This window comes from Natronococcus jeotgali DSM 18795 (genome assembly GCF_000337695.1).
GTDB lineage: Archaea > Halobacteriota > Halobacteria > Halobacteriales > Natrialbaceae > Natronococcus > Natronococcus jeotgali.
Window position 1 is genome coordinate 96,368 of record NZ_AOIA01000017.1, and the last position, 16,074, is coordinate 112,441.

Here is a 16,074-nt window from a genome sequence, read left to right on the forward strand (position 1 = left end):
GAACGTACCCCGTCAAGAGTGTTTTGTGGGGCGCAAATGTTCTCCGGCGTCGGGACGACCGATCCCGGTCGACGAGCCGCGTATCCGCCGAAGCGAGGCGCTCTCGGAGCGAAGTCGAGGACGCAGCCTCGGAGACGCCGTGGCTGTGCCGTCGTCGTTCGGGTCAAAAGCGGCTCCGCCGCGGTACCGTCGCTAGTACCCGAGTAACCGCAGAATAATTCCCAGGATCACGCCCGTGATGCCGACGAGGATTCCCACGCCGGGGATGACGGGGATCGGGAGGAGGCCGATACCGAGCACGATCGCGACCACGATGACGATCGTCGAGATTCTGACCATACCCCATCCACCGCCCGCCGCGGGGTAGCGGTTGGGCTTGCGATCTCGCAGTCCGGTTCCAGTCCGCGGTACGGAAGACAACACCTTTTGGGATCCGCCGGGAGTGTGTGGATAATGGACACCGACTCCGATGATCGGGTCTACTACGTCATCAGCGACCTCCACATCGGCGGCGACGAGCAACTCGAGCACGTCGAGTTCCTCGAGGAGCTGCTCGCCTTCCTCGAGCGCCTCGAGACGACCGACGAGAACGCCGAGTTGATCGTCAACGGCGACGCGTTCGGCCTCTGGGAGTTTACCACCGTCGAGGGGGTCGAGAAGTTCGACGTGCTCGAGCGGACGTACCCGGAGCTGTTCGAACAGCTCCGTGCGACCGGCGAGAACGTCCCGATCACGCTGTTGCCGGGCAACCACGACCACGAGCTCGCGGCCTACGACGAGTACGCCGACCGGTTCGCCGAGTACAACGTCGAGTTGATTCAGGAGAAGTGGATCTCCCGGGAGGTCGGCCAGCAGGCGATCCACTTCGAGCACGGCCACCAGCACGACGCCAACAACCGGATCGAGGACTGGGGCAACCCCCACGCGACCCCGCTGGGCTACTACTACAACACGCTCGTGACCAGCCGTGCGGGACAGCTCTCGGACCGGGGGCGGTACAACTGGTTGAAGGACGTCCAGGCGGTGACGCCGACCGAGCGGATGCCCGTCTGGCTCCTCTCGAAGTACTTCTACCGGGAGATGAACCCGATGTTGCGGTACTCGATGGTCCCCTTTTTGCTGTTGTTCAACGTCAGCGTCGTCCTCGCGGTGCTCGCGGGGCTTGACCTCGCGGGAATCTGGTCGGCGCCGGTCGACCAAACGGAGGCGTTTCTCGGGCAGTTCGGCAGGGCCGGAACCGCGGCCTGGTTCTTCCTCGCGCTCAACGTCGCCATCGGCGGGCTCCTCCTGTTGATCGGGGTCCCGCTGTACTTCATTCGACGCGACATCAGAAAGACCGTCGACCGCTTCGGCGTCTTCGAGACCGAACTCACCGTCGACCCCCAGGAACCCTACGAGGAGGCGGCCCGAGAGATCTTCTCCGAGCAACCCGCGACGACGATCTACTGCTACGGCCACACCCACCGTCCCGGGGTCCGCGAGATCGAGGGCGGGCTGCTGGTCAACACCGGAACGTGGCTCAAGCGGCTCCACCGCCGGAGCGGGGTCATCGGGATCCTGCCGCCCGTATTCTACCCCTCCTACCAGTTGCCGGTGGTTCGCATCGCTGCCGAGCCCGAGGGCGTAGCCGTCGAGTACGAGCGCATGGCGAAACCGAGTCCGGCGACGGAGGAGCTGACCCGCACCGAACGCTTTTTCACCGTCGGCCGGGAGCCGGAGACCGACCTCCCCGACCGCCGCGTGGTCGAACCGGAGCGAACGGTTCAGATCGCCGAGGCGAGCGACTGACAGTCAGTCCGCGCTCTCGGTCGGCTGCGGCCGGTTCCGGGAGACGGAGCGGCGGGCCACCAGCACGAACGGTACCACCGTCAGCAGCGTCGCGACCAGCAGCGGCCCCGTTCCTACCGAGAGCCCGATCAGGGCCGTGACGTCCGCGTAGAACGTAAAGAGCAGGAACGCCGGGAAGACGGTTCCGATCGCGTACCGCCACGGGATCGCCAGCGGGCGCGAGATCGGTCCCGCGCCGTCGCGGTACTCCTCGAGCGCGGCCGGACCGAGCACCCAGGCGGTGTACACCATGAATCCGGTCAGGCCAAGCACCAGGAGCAGGTCGACGAGGTGGTCCGCAAACAGGGTAAAGACCGCGGGACTGAACGCGTTCACGCCGCCGGTGACCGCGACCAGGGCGAACAGCCCCCGGGTCGCCGTCGACCGTTCGAGATCGAACTCGTCGACCAGCAGCGAGACCGGGATCTCGAGCATGCTGATCAGGCTCGTCAGGGCTGCGAGGAGAACGACGAGGAAGAAGACCGCGCCGAGGAGCCGCCCGCCGGGCAAACTCGCGAAGGCGCCGGCGATGCCGACGAACAGGGCGCCGGGGCCGCCCTCGGTCGGACCCGCGGCGAACGAAAACAGCAGCGGGAACACCACGAGCCCGGCCAGAACGCCGATACCGAGGTTCAGTACGGCGATGGCCGAGGCGTCCAGCGGCAGCGAGCGGTCGTCGTCGACGTAGGAGGCGTAGGTGATCATCGTTCCGCTGCCGATCGAGAGGGTGAACAGCGCCTGGCCGGCAGCCGAGCCCAGCACCGACAGGAAGTTCTCAGCGAGGTAGGCGCCGTCGAACCCGAGGTAGAACTCGTACCCCTGCGCGGCGCCGGGCTGTCGGAACGCCCAGACCGCGAGCCCGACGAGCAACACGACGATGCCGGGCATCATCACCTTCGTCGTCGCCTCGATGCCGCGTCTGATCCCCGCGGCGACGATCAGGGCCGTGGCCGCGAGGACGGCGAGCTGGTAGCCGAAGGCCTCGGCGCCGTAGCTGATCGCCGCGAAGTGGCCCCCCGGGTCCGCGAAGTACGCGCCCGTCGCGCTCTCGAGGAAGTACCGGAGGATCCAGCCGCCGACGACGCTGTAAAACGACATCAGCATGATCGAGGTGAGGACACAGAGCGCGCCGAGCGCCGTCCAGGCGCGCGATCCCGCGAGCGATTCGAACGCCCCCACCGGGTTCCGGTTCGACCGTCGGCCGATCACGAACGCGGCCAACAGCCCCGGCACCCCGACGACGAGGACGATGAGCAGGTACAACAGTAGAAAGGCGCTACCGCCGTTCTCGGCGGTCATCCACGGGAATCGCCAGATGTTCCCCAGTCCGATCGCGCTCCCGACCGCGGCCATGATGAATCCGACGCGGCTCGCCCAGCTCTCACGTGCCATCCTGTCTCACCCAACCAACTCGGTGCGCATAAGGATTATCGTTAATTCGAGACGAACGATCGTAATGGTTCATCGAAAACCGCGATATTTGCCCCAGCGGTCGAATAGTCGCGACTTTGACGACTCCAGTATTAGTGTGTGGTAGTTTATAGTTTTAGGCTCCGCCCGGGACTGGAATCGGGAACTCCGACCGGTTCGAATCCGTTACGTTCTCTCTATGTTATCATTGCTAACTATTATCAAACGATTCGTCGAACGTACCCGACGGAGTGACAGTACGTGGCTAAGAGACGACTCTCGAGACGCGGCTTCGGAGCACTGGGCGCGAGCGCGGCGCTGTTCGCCGGCGTCGGGCGGGGCGACCGCGGGTTCGGCACCGACGCGGGCCTCGAGGACCCGAGCGACCCCGGATCGCTCGACGGGAAAAGCATCGGCTTCTACGTCGGCAGCGAGCTCACCGCGGACGGCTCGACGCTGCTGGGCGGGTTCGGCCACGAGCCCTCGAGCCACTGGCTCGAGATCGTCCCCCGCCAGGACCACCCCGAGGACGCGACGGTGACCGTCGGCGTCACCGACGAGGCCGACATCCCGGGCGAGCTGACCGAGATCCCGCAGGCCTCGGAGACGAACAAGTACGTCGCCTCGATGTACTCGGAGTGGGCGGGCTTTCCCCCGCCGCTGACCAACGGCGGACTCAACGAACACGGCGTCGCCGCCCGCGACATCTGGTCGCCCTCGCGGCCGGAGCTCGTCGAACTGGCCGAGGAGCAGGCCCCCCAGACGGGTCCCCAGTACTCCGACCTCGCGAAGGCGGCGATGGAGCGGGCCTCGAGCGCCCGCGAGGCCGTCGAGGTCGTCGGCGGGCTGATGGACGAGCACGGTTACTCGACCTACGGCGGCAACTCCCACCTGTTCGCCGACGAGGAGGAGGGGTGGGTGTTCATCAACTTCGCTCACCCCGACGGCGACCTCTGGGCGGCCGAACGGCTCGGCGCCGACGAGGTCCGGGTGTCCTATTTCGGTTATATCCGCGACTTTCCCGTCGACTACGAGGACGACCCCGACTTCGTTGGTTCGGATCGGCTGGTCGAGTTCGCGGAAGAGCGGGGGTGGTGGGACGGCGAGGGCGACACCCTCGATCTGTTCGAGGTCTACGGGATCGGCGAGTTCCCCGCCGAAGCCGAGGAGTACACGGCTCCCGAGTTCTACCAGGGCGCGCGCTACCCGCCTGCTCGAGAGGAGGAGCTCCGGGAGCTGGCACCGGTCAGCCTCGAGGATACCCTCGCGCTGGTGCGGGATCCCCGCTGGGCGACCGACCACGCGGGCTACGGCCAGGTCGCCCACCTGCGGCCCGACGTCCGCGAGGAGCTCCAGACGCTGTGGACCGCCGTCACGAGCGCCGCGACGACGCCGTTCGTGCCGATCCCCGTCGGCGTCGAGGCGGTCCCCCCGGAGTTTCGCCAGCACCGATACCTCACCGCGAACGCGGCCGCGAACTTCCTCGACGACGGGTGGAAGCTCCAGGAGGCCACCCGGTACGCGACCCGGGAGTTCAAGCGCCTGCTCTATTTCACCTCCGCGGACCCCGAGGCGTTCTACGCCGACGTGGTGGGCGCCATCGAGGGCTTCGAACGGGAGCTGCTCGCGGACCGCGACGCCGTCGAGGCGACGGCCCGGAAGCTGCTCGAGGCCGGCGAGGATCGGGCGGCCTGCAAACACCTCACCGAGGATACCTCGCGACGACTGCTCGAGGGGCTGCGACTCGGGACGACGCTGGCGATGGACGTCGAGGCCGAACTCCGCCAGCGGATCGAGATCCCGAAACCCGAGGGCCGACCCGCACCGGGCGAGACGACGCCCCCGACCAGCCAGTCGATGGACGACGGTCCCGACACCGAGATGGTCCACGTCTACAGCGAGGGTCTCCACGCCGACTACCCGCGGGAACACGGGGTCTACACCGACGGGGCTCGAGACGAGCGCTCGAGGCCAACCCCCGGGCTCGAGGGCGAGTGACCCGCGTATCGCCGTCGTACCCGCGGAAGCCGCCGTAAGCGACGTCGCGCTGCTATCCGGGTCCGAAGGCCGCGATATCGGCTCCCACCGTCGCCAGCGCGTCGGCGGGGTTCGGGTCGCTGTCGGCCAGGTGCGTGTACCGGTGTTCCGGCACCCTCGACAGCGCCGCCGAGACGGCCTCGCTGTACGTCTCGACGCCCGGCTCCGTCGGGTCCTCGCCGCCCCAGACGTCCCGGACGACCGTCATCGAGTCGATGCGGACCTCGAGGCTGCGCGGCTCGTAGCGAGCCAGCAGTTCCGAGAGCCCGAGCTGGAGGGCGACGTACTCGGCGGTGTTGTTCCCCGCACGGGAGCCGACGGGACGGCCGAGCCGGGCGAGTTGGTCCCCCGAAGCGTCCGCGATGACGGCGCCCGCACCCGCGGGGCCGGGGTTGCCGCGCGAACTGCCGTCGACGTAGAGGACGAAGGCGTCGCCCGACGGCTCGGGGACGGGTGGCCGGGCGAGTCCCGACGCCAGCAGCTCCTCGAGCGCGGAGCGCAACTCGGCCGGAGTCGTCTCGGGGTCGAACAGCCCGCCGTAGCCGGGGACGGCGTCGTCGACCGCGTCGGTGGCGGCCGCCACCTCGTAGCCGACGCCCGCGAGCACCTCGTCGACGAGCGCGGCGAGCGGCGAGAGGCGTTCGGCCGGGAGGGGCTCGTCGGTCACGCCGCCTCCCCCCTCGGGCCCGGAGTCCGAGCCCTCGTACCCTCGTCCCCGGTCGATCTCGTCTGCTGGTTCCACCGCTGCATATCGGTCCTCGGCGGGCGAGCGGGATAATTCCTTCAGGTGGCGCCGGCGGGTTTCGAATCGGTTCGCCCCTCGAGGCTCTCGACGGCTGGTGCAGCCCTCGAGCCGACGGACGAACTCGCCTCGTGACGCCCGTTACTTTTCGCGCCGGGCCTCGAGCACCAGCTCGGCGATCCGTTCGGGCTCTTCGGTCGCCAACCGGAGCACCGCGTCGTGGATCTCGCGGGTTTCCTCGTCGACGACGTCTTCCCGGGCCAGTGCGGGTGCGATCGTCGTCCGGAGCTTCTTCTCGAAGGCGTCCCAGGTCTCGCCGCGGGCGTACAGCGGGCGCTGGCGGACCGCGTCGTACTCGAAGGCGGGGCCGCTCTCGGCGGGCGAAGCGGGCGTCGACTCGACCGCGTCCGCGTCTTCCTCCGCCGTGGGCTCGACCGACTCGTCGGCGGACGCGGCGTCGGGCGTCTCCGCATCGTCCTCGACGTTCGGCGATTCGGCGGTCTCGGCCTCGAGGTCGTCGAACGGGTTGCTCATCGCTGGATCCCTCCGTTCGCGACGATCTCGGCGAGCTCCTCGTAGGGCGCGATCTGGTCGGAGTCGGGGGCGTAGTCCTGCAGGGGTTGCTCGTGGCTCAGCGATCGGGACAGCGCCGCCCGGTGGCGAATGCCCGGCTTCGGGGGCTCGAGCTCGCCGGCGTCGATGCGCTCGAACTCCGCCTCGGTGATCCGGGCGAACTCGGGAACGACCTCGGGGAGAGGCTGACCGGGGTTGACCTCGTGTTCGGCCGTGTTCAGGCTCTCGAGCAGCTCCCGGTCCTCGGTGCGCTGGTCGATGCGGTCCTCGAGCTTGTTCGGGACGATCGCGAGCACCTCGACGTCGATGTACTCGCGGGCTGGCTCGATCAGCCGCTCCATCGTTCGCTTGTAGCCGCCGATAGCGCTCGAGCCGGGCTCGATCGGGATCACGACGTTGCCCGTCGCGACCAGGGCGTTGTTGTTGAGCATTCCGGGGTAGGCCGGACAGTCGAAGACGACGTAGTCGTATACCTCGCCCAGCAGCGGGTCGACGACCTTAGACTTCACCCGGGCCGACCCCTGCATCGCGCCCGCCAGTTCGGTCTCGACGTCCTCGAGCGAGTCCGAGGAGGGAAGCAGGTCGAACCCGTACTCCGTCTCCCGGATCACGTCCCCGGGCGTGGCCGCACCCTCGAGGATAACGTCGCCCAGATCCGTCTCGGCGTGGTAGGCGTCCTCGAATCCGAGGCCGTTCGTCGCGTGGCCGTTGGGGTCCAGATCGACGAACAGGGTCGACCCGCGCTCGGCGAGTTGCCGTGCGAGGTTGATCGAAGTCGTCGACTTTCCGACACCGCCTTTCAAGATGACTACGCTTACCGCGCGTGGCTCGTCTGTCATGGTGTATCCCATCCACTGAACGATAGGCACCTATTCCGTCCTGAACGTCTCCCTCAGCGGATAGTGCACACAGCCGACGAGAGCCACATAACCCTGCCGACTTCGGTACAATAGCTACAATAGCTGCGCCAGCTACGTCACCTATCGCACTCGAGCCGGCGCTTCGGGCACCCACCGCCCCCGCGGTCACACCTCCGACCAGCAAACCCTTTTGGAAGCTGCTGGCCTAGGTCCGCACATGTACGTCCGAGACGCCAAAAACAGGGAGGAGGTCTGGCTGCTCGACCACATCGAGTCGATGGGACTCGACGACACGGCGTTTCGCTCCCGCGACTACGTGGTCGCGGTCGACGAGGTCTCCGGCGAGAAGGCGGGGTTCGGACGGATCCGGGTCCACAGAACCGACCCCGACGAGGACGGCCCGGACGAGGTCTGCGAGCTGACCAGCATCGGCGTCCTCGAGGGGTGGCGCGACCAGGGCGTCGGCGCCCACGTCGTCGAGCGACTGCTCGAGTACGCCGGCGACGAGGGGTTCGACACCGTCTACGCGCTGACCGGGGAGAGCGCCTACCTCGCCCGGTTCGGCTTCCGCCGGATCGACGCCGAGCAGTTGCCCGCACCGCTCGAGAAGCGCCGCGCCGAGAAGCGCGAGCGGATCGACCCCGACGCGGTACCGTTAGCGATCGAGGTCGACCGGTTCCGGATGCCCGAACGGCTCCGGGAGGCGTTCAAGCGAGCGACCGAGCGGACCGCGGACGAGGGCGACGACGAGAGCGCCGAGGACTTCGGTATCGATCCGGACACGGCGACGTACAAGTACGATACGGGTCGGTGAGGATCAGGCTCGCATGTCTTCGACGGCCGGCGTCCCGTCCTCGACGCCCTCGTACTTGTCCTCGAACTCCTGGATGAGCTGGCCCATCTTCGCGTACCAGTCGTTCAGCATCCGCTGCATGTCGCTTGCGATCTGGGACGGATCGGTCGGGTAGTAGACGTGGTAGTACCCGCCCTGGTCGTAGTTGACCTGCTCTTTCTGAATGAAGCCGCTCTGGAGTAGCCGCTGGATCGCTCGGTAGGCAGTCGAACGCTCGCGGTCGACCCGCTCGGCGACCTCGTCGATCGTCAGCGGCTCCTCGCTCTCGACCAGCGCCCGGAAGCAGTCCTTGTCGAGCTGTTTCAGTCCGTGGATGCACTCGAGCAGCCCCTCGCACTGCATGTCCTGCTGGAGTTGTTCCGCCATCGAGTTTGCCATTACTAGCTCGGGGTAGGAGCCCCGTCGGTATAAGGGTTGTGCGAATATTGTACAAAGTCGATGAACCGTTTTGCGCCCCGTCGAGCTCCGGCCGAAACGCAGTACTCGCGCCGATCGTCGTCGAAAGCGTGGTCGCGTTCCCCCCTCGAGCCCGGTCGCGGAAGCGAGCGAGATCGAAGTGTCTCCGTTCCGAGAAGACGGTCGAAAAGCGACGGTCGACGGCACACGAGTGCCCTCGTCTGGGCATCGCCGTCTCGTCGAACGACTCGGTGACGTCCCGAGAGACCGATTCTTGGAATTGTAGAATCCGACCAAGACTTATTCGGCGAGACGGACGACCTGGTAGCAGGGTCCGCACTCATGACACCACCGACCGAACCGACGACGTACGAACTGAAAGGCGAGCGGCTCAGCCCGAGACGAACGCGAATCGACACCGGCGACGCGGAGTTCGTCGTCGGCAAGGACGTCAACCCCGTCGAGTACTTCCTGGGTGCGGTCCTGGGCTGTCTGAACTCGACGGCGACGATGGTCGCCCGCGACGAGGACCTGTCCATCGAGGAGATGGAGCTGCGGGTCGAGGGCGACGTCGACTACGCCAGCTACCGCGGCGAGCCCTCCGACGCACGGTCCGGACTCCAGGGCCTCGAGGTCACGATCGCGGTGGAGGCGGACGCGGACGAGGAGACGCTCGAGTCGTGGCTCGAGGCCGTCGAGGACCGCTGTCCGGTCACCGACAACGTGGAAAACGAGACGCCGCTCGAGGTCGCCGTCGAGTCGATCTGACCGTTCCGGCGACCGTCTCCCTTCTCGAGGACGACGGACCCTGGGATCCGGCCGTGCGCGAGAACGGAGCGGGACCGTCGCGAGCCGTGTTTAGCGATCCGATTCCTCGAGGTCGCGAGCGTGCCAGGCCGTCACGGTCCGAGTGACCGTGACGAGCGCCGTATAGACGCCGTCACGGCCGTCGGCGGCCGCGACGTCCTCGTGGAACGCGTCGAGCCAGCCCAGCCGTCCGAGCGTCTCGCGCTGGAGCGTCCGAAATCGTTCGGCGCGGGCGCGCTCGTCGTCGCCGTCTTCGAGCGCCCGCGCCTCCGCTCTCGCGGCTGCCCCGAGGAACTCGAGCTGTGCGGCGACGTGGTCGGGGAACTCCCCACGCTGTGGCTGGAACCCCGCGCGCTCGTACAGCGCCGACATCGTCGACGCGGGATCGCCGAGGAGTTCGCCCGCGCTCCCCTCGTCGTGAAACGGCGAGTCGGACTCGAACGGCTCCGAGGGATCGTCGCGGTGGGCGGAGGCTATCGGCGGCACGTACTTCGGACCCGGGACGACGAACAGGTTATCGAAGGCGATCGACAGCGCCTCCTCGTCGACGTCCTCGCGCTCGAGGGCGCTCGCATCGATCTCGACCGGGAGCGTCGCCGCGACGTCGACGAGCGAGCCGTCGCACATCGCCGCCGCGAGGACGGCGGTCTCGCCGTCGAGCGCCGCCGCGAGCAGCCCGTACAGGTCGGCGCGAGCGTCGGCGACCGTTACGGCCATTGGGGTATCGATCATACTCATCGGTCGCTCACGGGCTCGAGTTCCACGTAGGCTGCGAACTGTGCGTTACTCCCGCCGACGGGATCGCTCAGCCCGACGTCGCCGAGTTCGTCGTCGAGCGGCTGAACGTGGTTGACCGCGAAGCCGGCGTCCCGGCCCTTCGCGTAGCCACTCGTGTCCACGCCGGGCGTGTCGAACGAGTGGGCGGCGTGGCCGTACTCCTCGGTCGCCCCATCCGTTCGCTCGCCGTCGATCGTCGTCTCGGTCGCGCCGCCACCTTGGCGGCCGAAGCCCCAGGCGGTGCCGACGACGCCGGGTCTGATGCCGCCCGTGACCCTGACGGTCGCCTCGACGGTCCGCCGTCCCGCGTCGAGCCGGGCCCGGTCGCCGTTCTCGAGGCCGCGCTCCTCGGCATCTGCGGGGTTGATCCAGACGGCGTTCTCGGGCTGCGTTTCGCGCAGCCAGGCCGAGCCGGTCGTCCGGTTCATCCCCTGTGTTCGGGGCTTCCAGTTGGTCAGTTGGAGCGGTCGATCGGGCTCGTCGTCGCTCGTCACCGGCACCTGCACGTCGCCGTTGTAGTGGACGACGTCCTCGACGCGCGGGAGCGGGTCGAAGCGCTCGCCGTCGTAGGCGTGGCGTCCGGTCGGCGCGACCTCGTCGTAGAAGTCGACGCGAGTGCCGAGCCGGTAGCGCAGGTGGTCGCCGTCGTAGGCGTTCGTCTCGGGGTGGCGACCGGCGTAGTCGTAGTCGTGGCCGCGTTCGGCGAAGGCTTCCTCGTAGCCGTCGATCGGCTCCTCGAACCGCCCGCCGCGGTTCAGGACGGTGACGGCCTTGCGCCACTCCTCCTCGGTCACCGCATCCCGCCACTCCTCGAGGTCGAAGTGCTCGCCGAGCCCCTTCTCGTGGGCTTGCTCGAACAGTTCGAGTTCCTCGGCGTCGGCGTCGGGCACGGGCTCGCGGTCGTAGGCGATGTTGGTCGCGAGCTTGACGTAGAAGTCTTCCGAGGTGTCGAGCGACCACAGGTCGCCGTCGGCGTCCGGGATCGCGTCCTCGCCGACGCCCGGCAGGTCCAGCTCCTTCCAGATGTCGATCAGCACCTCCTCGAACGGGCGCGCGTCGGGGACGACGCGGATCGTCGGCTGGCTGAGCTTCTCGTCGGCCAGGCGCTTGTTCGGATACGTGCCGAAGTTCTCCCAGCGCTCGAGGTAGGTGGGTTCGGGGAGGACGTAGTCGGCGTAGCGGCTGGTCTCCCCCAGCACCGTGTCCGAGGCGACGATCAGCCCGATCGCGTCCTCGTCTTCGAGCACGTCGGGGATCGTGTCCCCGCCGGCTGCGGACATAACGTGGTTGTTCGAGTACGGGCGGATGAACAGCGCCTCGACGCCGTAGGGGTACTCGTCGTCGGCGCTGGCGTACAGTTCCTGGGTCGCCATCGGGGGCGCGACGGGGAACCACGGCCGCTCGGCGGGGTAGCCGTCGTCGCGCTCGAACAGCGAGGTCTCCTCGTAGTTGACCCCGCCCCGCAGGATCGGGATTCCCCACGGCTCGTGGCCGTCGGGGACCTGGCCGAGTTCGTACCGGCCGCTCATCGTCCGGTAGCCCGCGTCGGTGGTGATCTGTCCGCCCTTCCAGTCGAAGTTGCCGATCAGGTGCTGGAGCGTCGAGATCGCGCGCGCGGTGTAGAACCCGTTCGTGTGCTTTGCCGGCCCGCGGTAGGCCATGATCGCCGCGCGCTTGCCGTGGCTGGTGAACTCGTCGGCGAGTTCGTCGATCAGATCGACGTCGATGCCGGCCATCTCGGCGTACTCCTCGAGGGAGTACTCGAGGACGCGCTCGCGGTACAGCGTCCAGGCGCTCGCGACCGCTCGTCCGTCGACCGTGATCTCGACGTCGAGGAGGCTGTCCTCGACGTCGTCGGCGGGCGCGGGCTCGCCCGTTTCGGCGTCGACGACGACGAACGATTCGGGATCGTCGGCCTCGAGGCCCAGATCGTCCGCGCGGGCCTTGGGGCGTTCGTCCTCGTCGACGAGCACGAGGTGGGTCGCGTCGCTCCAGGTCGGTTCGTCGTCGTCCGCGGCGGGGTCCTCGCCGGGATTGCGGAGGTAGGTCTCGTCGTAGCGGTCGTGCTCGACGATCCAGCGAGCCATCCCGAGCGCGAGCGCGGCGTCGGCGCCGGGTTTGACCGGGACCCACGTGTCGGCCTTCTCGGCCGTCTTCGAGAGTCGGGGGTCGACGACGTCCATCCGCATCCCGTCCTGAATCGCGTTCGTGAGTTTCGGGGCGAGCCACGTCGGGCCCTTGTTCGCGACCATCGGGTTGGTCCCCCAGACCAGCAGGTACTCGCAGTTCTCGACGTCCGGGTACTGGCGTTTCTTCTGGCCGTCGTGGGAGCGGTTGTTCCCCACGACGCTCGAGATCCCACAGACGCCGGCGTGGTGGATGCTGTTGACCGAGCCCAGCCCCTGGTGCCAGAGCCGGTTCCGGATGAAGTTGCGCCGGAAGCCGCCGACGTCGATGATCTGGTTGGCCTTCGGCCCCAGATCGGGGTGGTCCGTGTCGATCAGGACGTCCTCGTATCGCTCGTCGAACGCTTCGCGGCTCAACTCGCCCGCCTGAACGGCCTCCCAGTCGCTCATCACCTCGTCTTCGGGCGCGTATGCCCACAGCTCCCGGAGGCCGTCGTGGCCGAGTTCGTCGTCGCCCTCGACGATTTCCTCGATCGCCTGCTCCCAGGAGACGGTCTGCCACTCGTCGCTGCCCCGCGGACCGACGCGTTTCATCGGCTTGCGCAGCCGGTAGGTGTCGAAGGCCGTCTGGATGCCGGCCTGGCCCTTCAGGCAGATCCGTCCGCCCGAGAGCGACCACTTGCTCACGTCGACCTCGCCGGTTCCCTCCAGGTCGCCGGTCGCGACCTCCTCGGGGTCGCTGGCGTAGGGGACCTGCGCGTTCGGCTGGGTGTTGAGAAACGAGTACGGGTTGCCCGCGAGTTTGCGCACGAGCGAACTGTACTCGCCGGTCCCGCTCTCGTCGGCCAGCCGAACTTTGATCGGGCAGAACGTGTTGCACTGCCCGCAGGTCGTGTAGACGACGTCCGACGCCTCGTAGTCGCCGTACTCGGTGCCGACGCCGTGACCGTCCTCGCCGAACCAGCCGTCGAAATCAAGCACGGTGCTCGCGATACCGCCGGAGAGCGAGAGCGCCCCCATGCCGCCGACCGCCTTGACGAAATCGCGGCGATCGATACCGTCGGCTGGTGGTTCGTCCGTCCGTTCTGTTCCGGGGTCCGTGTGGGTCGCGTTCGAATCAGTCATGGGTCTCACCGCGTGGAACGAGCGGAAGCAGTTCCGTGCCGATCGTAAGCAGGAGCGCACCGAGCGCAACGATGCCCAGCGAGAGGAGCCACTCCGGCGTCGACGGGACGTATTCGCCCGTCGGCAGGCCGTAGAGTGCGGGCTCGATCTGGGCGGGCACGACGATGTTGAAACGGGTACCGACCACGCCGAGAACGACGCTCGCGCCCGCGGCGGCGACGAACGTCGGTCGGCGACGCCAGTCGCGCCGGTGTAACAGCACGAGCGGCGCGACCCAGCCGAGGCCGACCATCACCAGCCAGAACGACCACCACATCTCGCCGGTCGCGATCGTCAGCCACGTCTCCACGTCGCCCGGGTGGAGGCTGTACAGTCCGACGAACGCCTCGAGCACTTTCAGCGACGCGTCGAGGGCGACGAAGCCGACGAACAGCGCCGCCATGCGCTCTAACAGCGCCGGATCGAGCGTGCGGCCGCCGAGGCGCGCCCGGAGCACGTACAGCAGGGCGATCAGCGCCATCCCGCTGACGACCGCCGAGGTGATGAAGATCACCGGGAACAGCGCGCTGAACCAGTAGCTCCGCGCGGCGGCGACCGCGAACAGGTTTCCGGTGCCGCCGTGGACGAAGACGATCGCGAGCGGGATGCCGACGATGCCGAGGCGTTTGAGCCACGTCCGATCGGTCTCGAGGGCTTCCTGGCTCGTGTCCGTCCGGCCGAGCGTGAGCAGGCCGGCGATCCGTCCCCGCAGTCCGTCGTCGGTCTCGCTCGTCGCGACGAGGTCGCCTCGCATCGAGAAGTACAGTTCGCCCGAGAGGACGACGACGTACAGCGCGTACGCGTGGACCTCCCAGGAGAGGACCGACAGCGGCTGTCGCCACGCGAACGGGTGCCAGAGTCGGTCCATCCGCCCGAGGTCGACCATCACGAACGTGAGCGCGACGATCATCGAGACGACCGCGACGAACAGCGCCTCGCGTTCGATCTCGTGCATCCCCTCGACCTCGAAGACGTTCGAGAGCGTGCTCACGAGGAACGCGCCCGCCGAGAGGCCGACGAAGTAGATGTAAAATGCGACCCACGCGCCCCACGGGACCGTACTCGTGAGGTTCGTCGATCGGAGCCCCTCGGTGACGCGCAGGTAGCCGCCGTACGCGCCGATCGCGAGTAGTGCGATCAGCAGGACGTACCAGACGATCCGGAGGCGATTCCCCCGCAAGCGGCCGGTTACGGTCTGTGTTTGTGTTGCCATGCGCGATCACTTGAGGTAGTAGACGTTCGGGTCGGTCCCCTCCTTCTCCTTCAACTGGAACGCGCGGGAGGAGGAGGCCAGTTCGTTCACCTCGCTGTCGGTATCTTCGAGGTTCCCCATGTAGCGGGCGTCACCGACACAGGTCTCGACGCAGGCCGGCTCCTCGCCGCGCTCCAAGCGGTGGTGACAGAAGTTACACTTCCGTACGTTGCCGATCGGCGATTCGCCGTCCTCGCGTGATCCGCGATCCATCCCGTACTCGGGACTCGACAGTTCGCCCGCTTCCTCGAACTCGCCGTCGTAGTTCTCCCCGAAGTCGAAGTAGCGCGCGTCGTAGGGACACGCGACCATGCAGTACCGACAGCCGATACACCGGTCGTAGTCGATGTTGACGACGCCGTTGTCCATCTTGTAGGTCGCGCTGACCGGACACACCTGCACACAGGGCGGATTCTCACACTGCATGCACGGGCGCGGGACGTTCGTCCGAGTGACGTTCGGGAACTCGCCCTCCTCACGCTCCATGACCACGTTGTATGAGACGCCCGGCGGCGTCCGGTTCTCGGCCTTGCACGCGACCGTACACGACTCGCAGCCGATACACTTCTGCAGGTCGATGACCATCCCCCAGCGCGTGTCGTCGCCGTTCTCACCGTCGCTCTCCGACTCCGACCCCTCGAGCCCCTCCGCGATGCTCGCCATCGTCCCCACCGAGCAGCCGAGCGACTCGGCGGTCTCGTCGTCGATCGTGCCGTCGGCACAGTCGACGGCCGGGTTCGGCGTCTCGCGGTAGGCCTCGCCGAACTCCGCGGCCGCGTCGCCGTCGTACTTCTCCCAGTAGGCCGCACTCGAGAGGGCGCCGTTGCTGACACGGCGGGCGTCCTCGGCCATCTCGATGCCCAGGTCGGTTCGATACTCCGTCTTCTCGAGTTCTTCGCGGGGATCGGTCGCCTCGACGTCGACCATTGCGTCGTACGTCTCGTCGCTGCCCGACCCCGTCTCCGGAACAGCCGGCATCGGTCCGTCGGCGCTCATCGCCGACCACCGGCCGACGGCCGTCGCGGGACGCGGTGTCTCGAGTTCATACATGTATTCCAAGGGGCCCCAGGTGGCTGAGCGTTCTACCGATACTGTTGGGGCCGGGTTCCGGCGTCGAGTCCCCGCTTGGACCGGCTACCCATACTGTTGGGGACCGGGTCGGTCTGCCGATCTCGTGAACTCGATCCCGAGAACCGGACCTACCAAAATAACCGGTCACGTGGCCCACAAACAGCCATTCCAACCGCGTA

The 16,074-nt window shown here is 67.6% G+C and carries 14 protein-coding genes; 4 read left to right on the top strand and 10 right to left on the bottom strand.

Annotation, left to right across the window (positions count from 1 at the left end):
• Positions 1-192: 192 nt before the first annotated feature.
• A complete protein-coding gene (locus C492_RS24375; protein WP_169333429.1) occupies positions 193-339 on the bottom strand; it encodes a hypothetical protein in 147 nt (48 codons plus the stop codon).
• A gap of 114 nt (positions 340-453) precedes the next feature.
• Here C492_RS24375 and C492_RS00960 point away from each other — a divergent pair, with 114 nt between their 5' ends.
• Positions 454-1,788: a metallophosphoesterase gene (locus C492_RS00960; RefSeq protein ID WP_008419670.1), complete on the top strand. Its 1,335-nt coding sequence runs from the start codon at positions 454-456 to the stop codon at positions 1,786-1,788.
• 3 nt (positions 1,789-1,791) lie between these two features.
• Here C492_RS00960 and C492_RS00965 read toward each other — a convergent pair whose 3' ends face one another.
• Positions 1,792-3,219, bottom strand: coding sequence for a sodium-dependent transporter (locus C492_RS00965; protein ID WP_049892572.1), 1,428 nt, complete (start codon positions 3,217-3,219; stop codon positions 1,792-1,794).
• Positions 3,220-3,498: 279 nt separating this feature from the next.
• On the opposite strand from C492_RS00965, the gene C492_RS00970 reads away from it, so the two are divergent.
• A complete protein-coding gene (locus tag C492_RS00970; RefSeq protein WP_008419672.1) occupies positions 3,499-5,235 on the top strand; it encodes a C69 family dipeptidase in 1,737 nt (578 codons plus the stop codon).
• A 52-nt stretch (positions 5,236-5,287) separates the two neighbouring features.
• On the opposite strand, the gene C492_RS00975 is transcribed toward C492_RS00970, so the two are convergent.
• The 3 genes from C492_RS00975 to C492_RS00985 all read right to left on the bottom strand — a co-directional run bounded on the left by C492_RS00975 (position 5,288) and on the right by C492_RS00985 (position 7,428).
• Positions 5,288-5,941 (bottom strand): ribonuclease HI family protein, encoded by a 654-nt coding sequence (locus tag C492_RS00975; protein ID WP_049892583.1) that lies wholly within the window; start codon positions 5,939-5,941, stop codon positions 5,288-5,290.
• Between the two features lie 216 nt (positions 5,942-6,157).
• Positions 6,158-6,550, bottom strand: coding sequence for a hypothetical protein (locus C492_RS00980; protein WP_008419675.1), 393 nt, complete (start codon positions 6,548-6,550; stop codon positions 6,158-6,160).
• On the bottom strand, positions 6,547-7,428 hold the full coding sequence (locus C492_RS00985) for a ParA family protein (RefSeq protein ID WP_086009408.1): 882 nt from the start codon (positions 7,426-7,428) through the stop codon (positions 6,547-6,549). The genes C492_RS00980 and C492_RS00985 overlap by 4 nt, the downstream gene beginning before the upstream one ends.
• Positions 7,429-7,666: 238 nt before the next feature.
• On the opposite strand from C492_RS00985, the gene C492_RS00990 reads away from it, so the two are divergent.
• A complete protein-coding gene (locus C492_RS00990) occupies positions 7,667-8,263 on the top strand; it encodes a GNAT family N-acetyltransferase (protein WP_008419680.1) in 597 nt (198 codons plus the stop codon).
• A gap of 3 nt (positions 8,264-8,266) precedes the next feature.
• Here C492_RS00990 and C492_RS00995 read toward each other — a convergent pair whose 3' ends face one another.
• Complete coding sequence (locus C492_RS00995) at positions 8,267-8,680, bottom strand: helix-turn-helix domain-containing protein (RefSeq protein WP_008419681.1); 414 nt, start codon at positions 8,678-8,680, stop codon at positions 8,267-8,269.
• A gap of 360 nt (positions 8,681-9,040) precedes the next feature.
• On the opposite strand from C492_RS00995, the gene C492_RS01000 reads away from it, so the two are divergent.
• Positions 9,041-9,466, top strand: coding sequence for an OsmC family protein (locus C492_RS01000; RefSeq protein ID WP_008419682.1), 426 nt, complete (start codon positions 9,041-9,043; stop codon positions 9,464-9,466).
• A gap of 90 nt (positions 9,467-9,556) precedes the next feature.
• Here the strand turns inward: C492_RS01000 and C492_RS01005 are convergent, their stop codons facing one another.
• From C492_RS01005 to C492_RS01020, 4 genes are read right to left on the bottom strand one after another with little or no spacing between them, the layout of a single operon-like run.
• Positions 9,557-10,237: a TorD/DmsD family molecular chaperone gene (locus C492_RS01005; protein ID WP_239643369.1), complete on the bottom strand. Its 681-nt coding sequence runs from the start codon at positions 10,235-10,237 to the stop codon at positions 9,557-9,559.
• A gap of 2 nt (positions 10,238-10,239) precedes the next feature.
• Positions 10,240-13,533, bottom strand: coding sequence for a molybdopterin-dependent oxidoreductase (locus C492_RS01010; RefSeq protein ID WP_008419684.1), 3,294 nt, complete (start codon positions 13,531-13,533; stop codon positions 10,240-10,242).
• Positions 13,526-14,785 carry an NrfD/PsrC family molybdoenzyme membrane anchor subunit gene (gene nrfD / locus C492_RS01015; protein WP_049892575.1) on the bottom strand — a complete coding sequence of 420 codons (1,260 nt, stop codon included), beginning with the start codon at positions 14,783-14,785 and terminating at the stop codon, positions 13,526-13,528. Before nrfD ends, C492_RS01010 begins: the two co-directional genes overlap by 8 nt.
• 6 nt (positions 14,786-14,791) lie before the next feature.
• Complete coding sequence (locus C492_RS01020; protein WP_152424778.1) at positions 14,792-15,820, bottom strand: 4Fe-4S dicluster domain-containing protein; 1,029 nt, start codon at positions 15,818-15,820, stop codon at positions 14,792-14,794.
• Positions 15,821-16,074 lie beyond the last annotated feature (254 nt).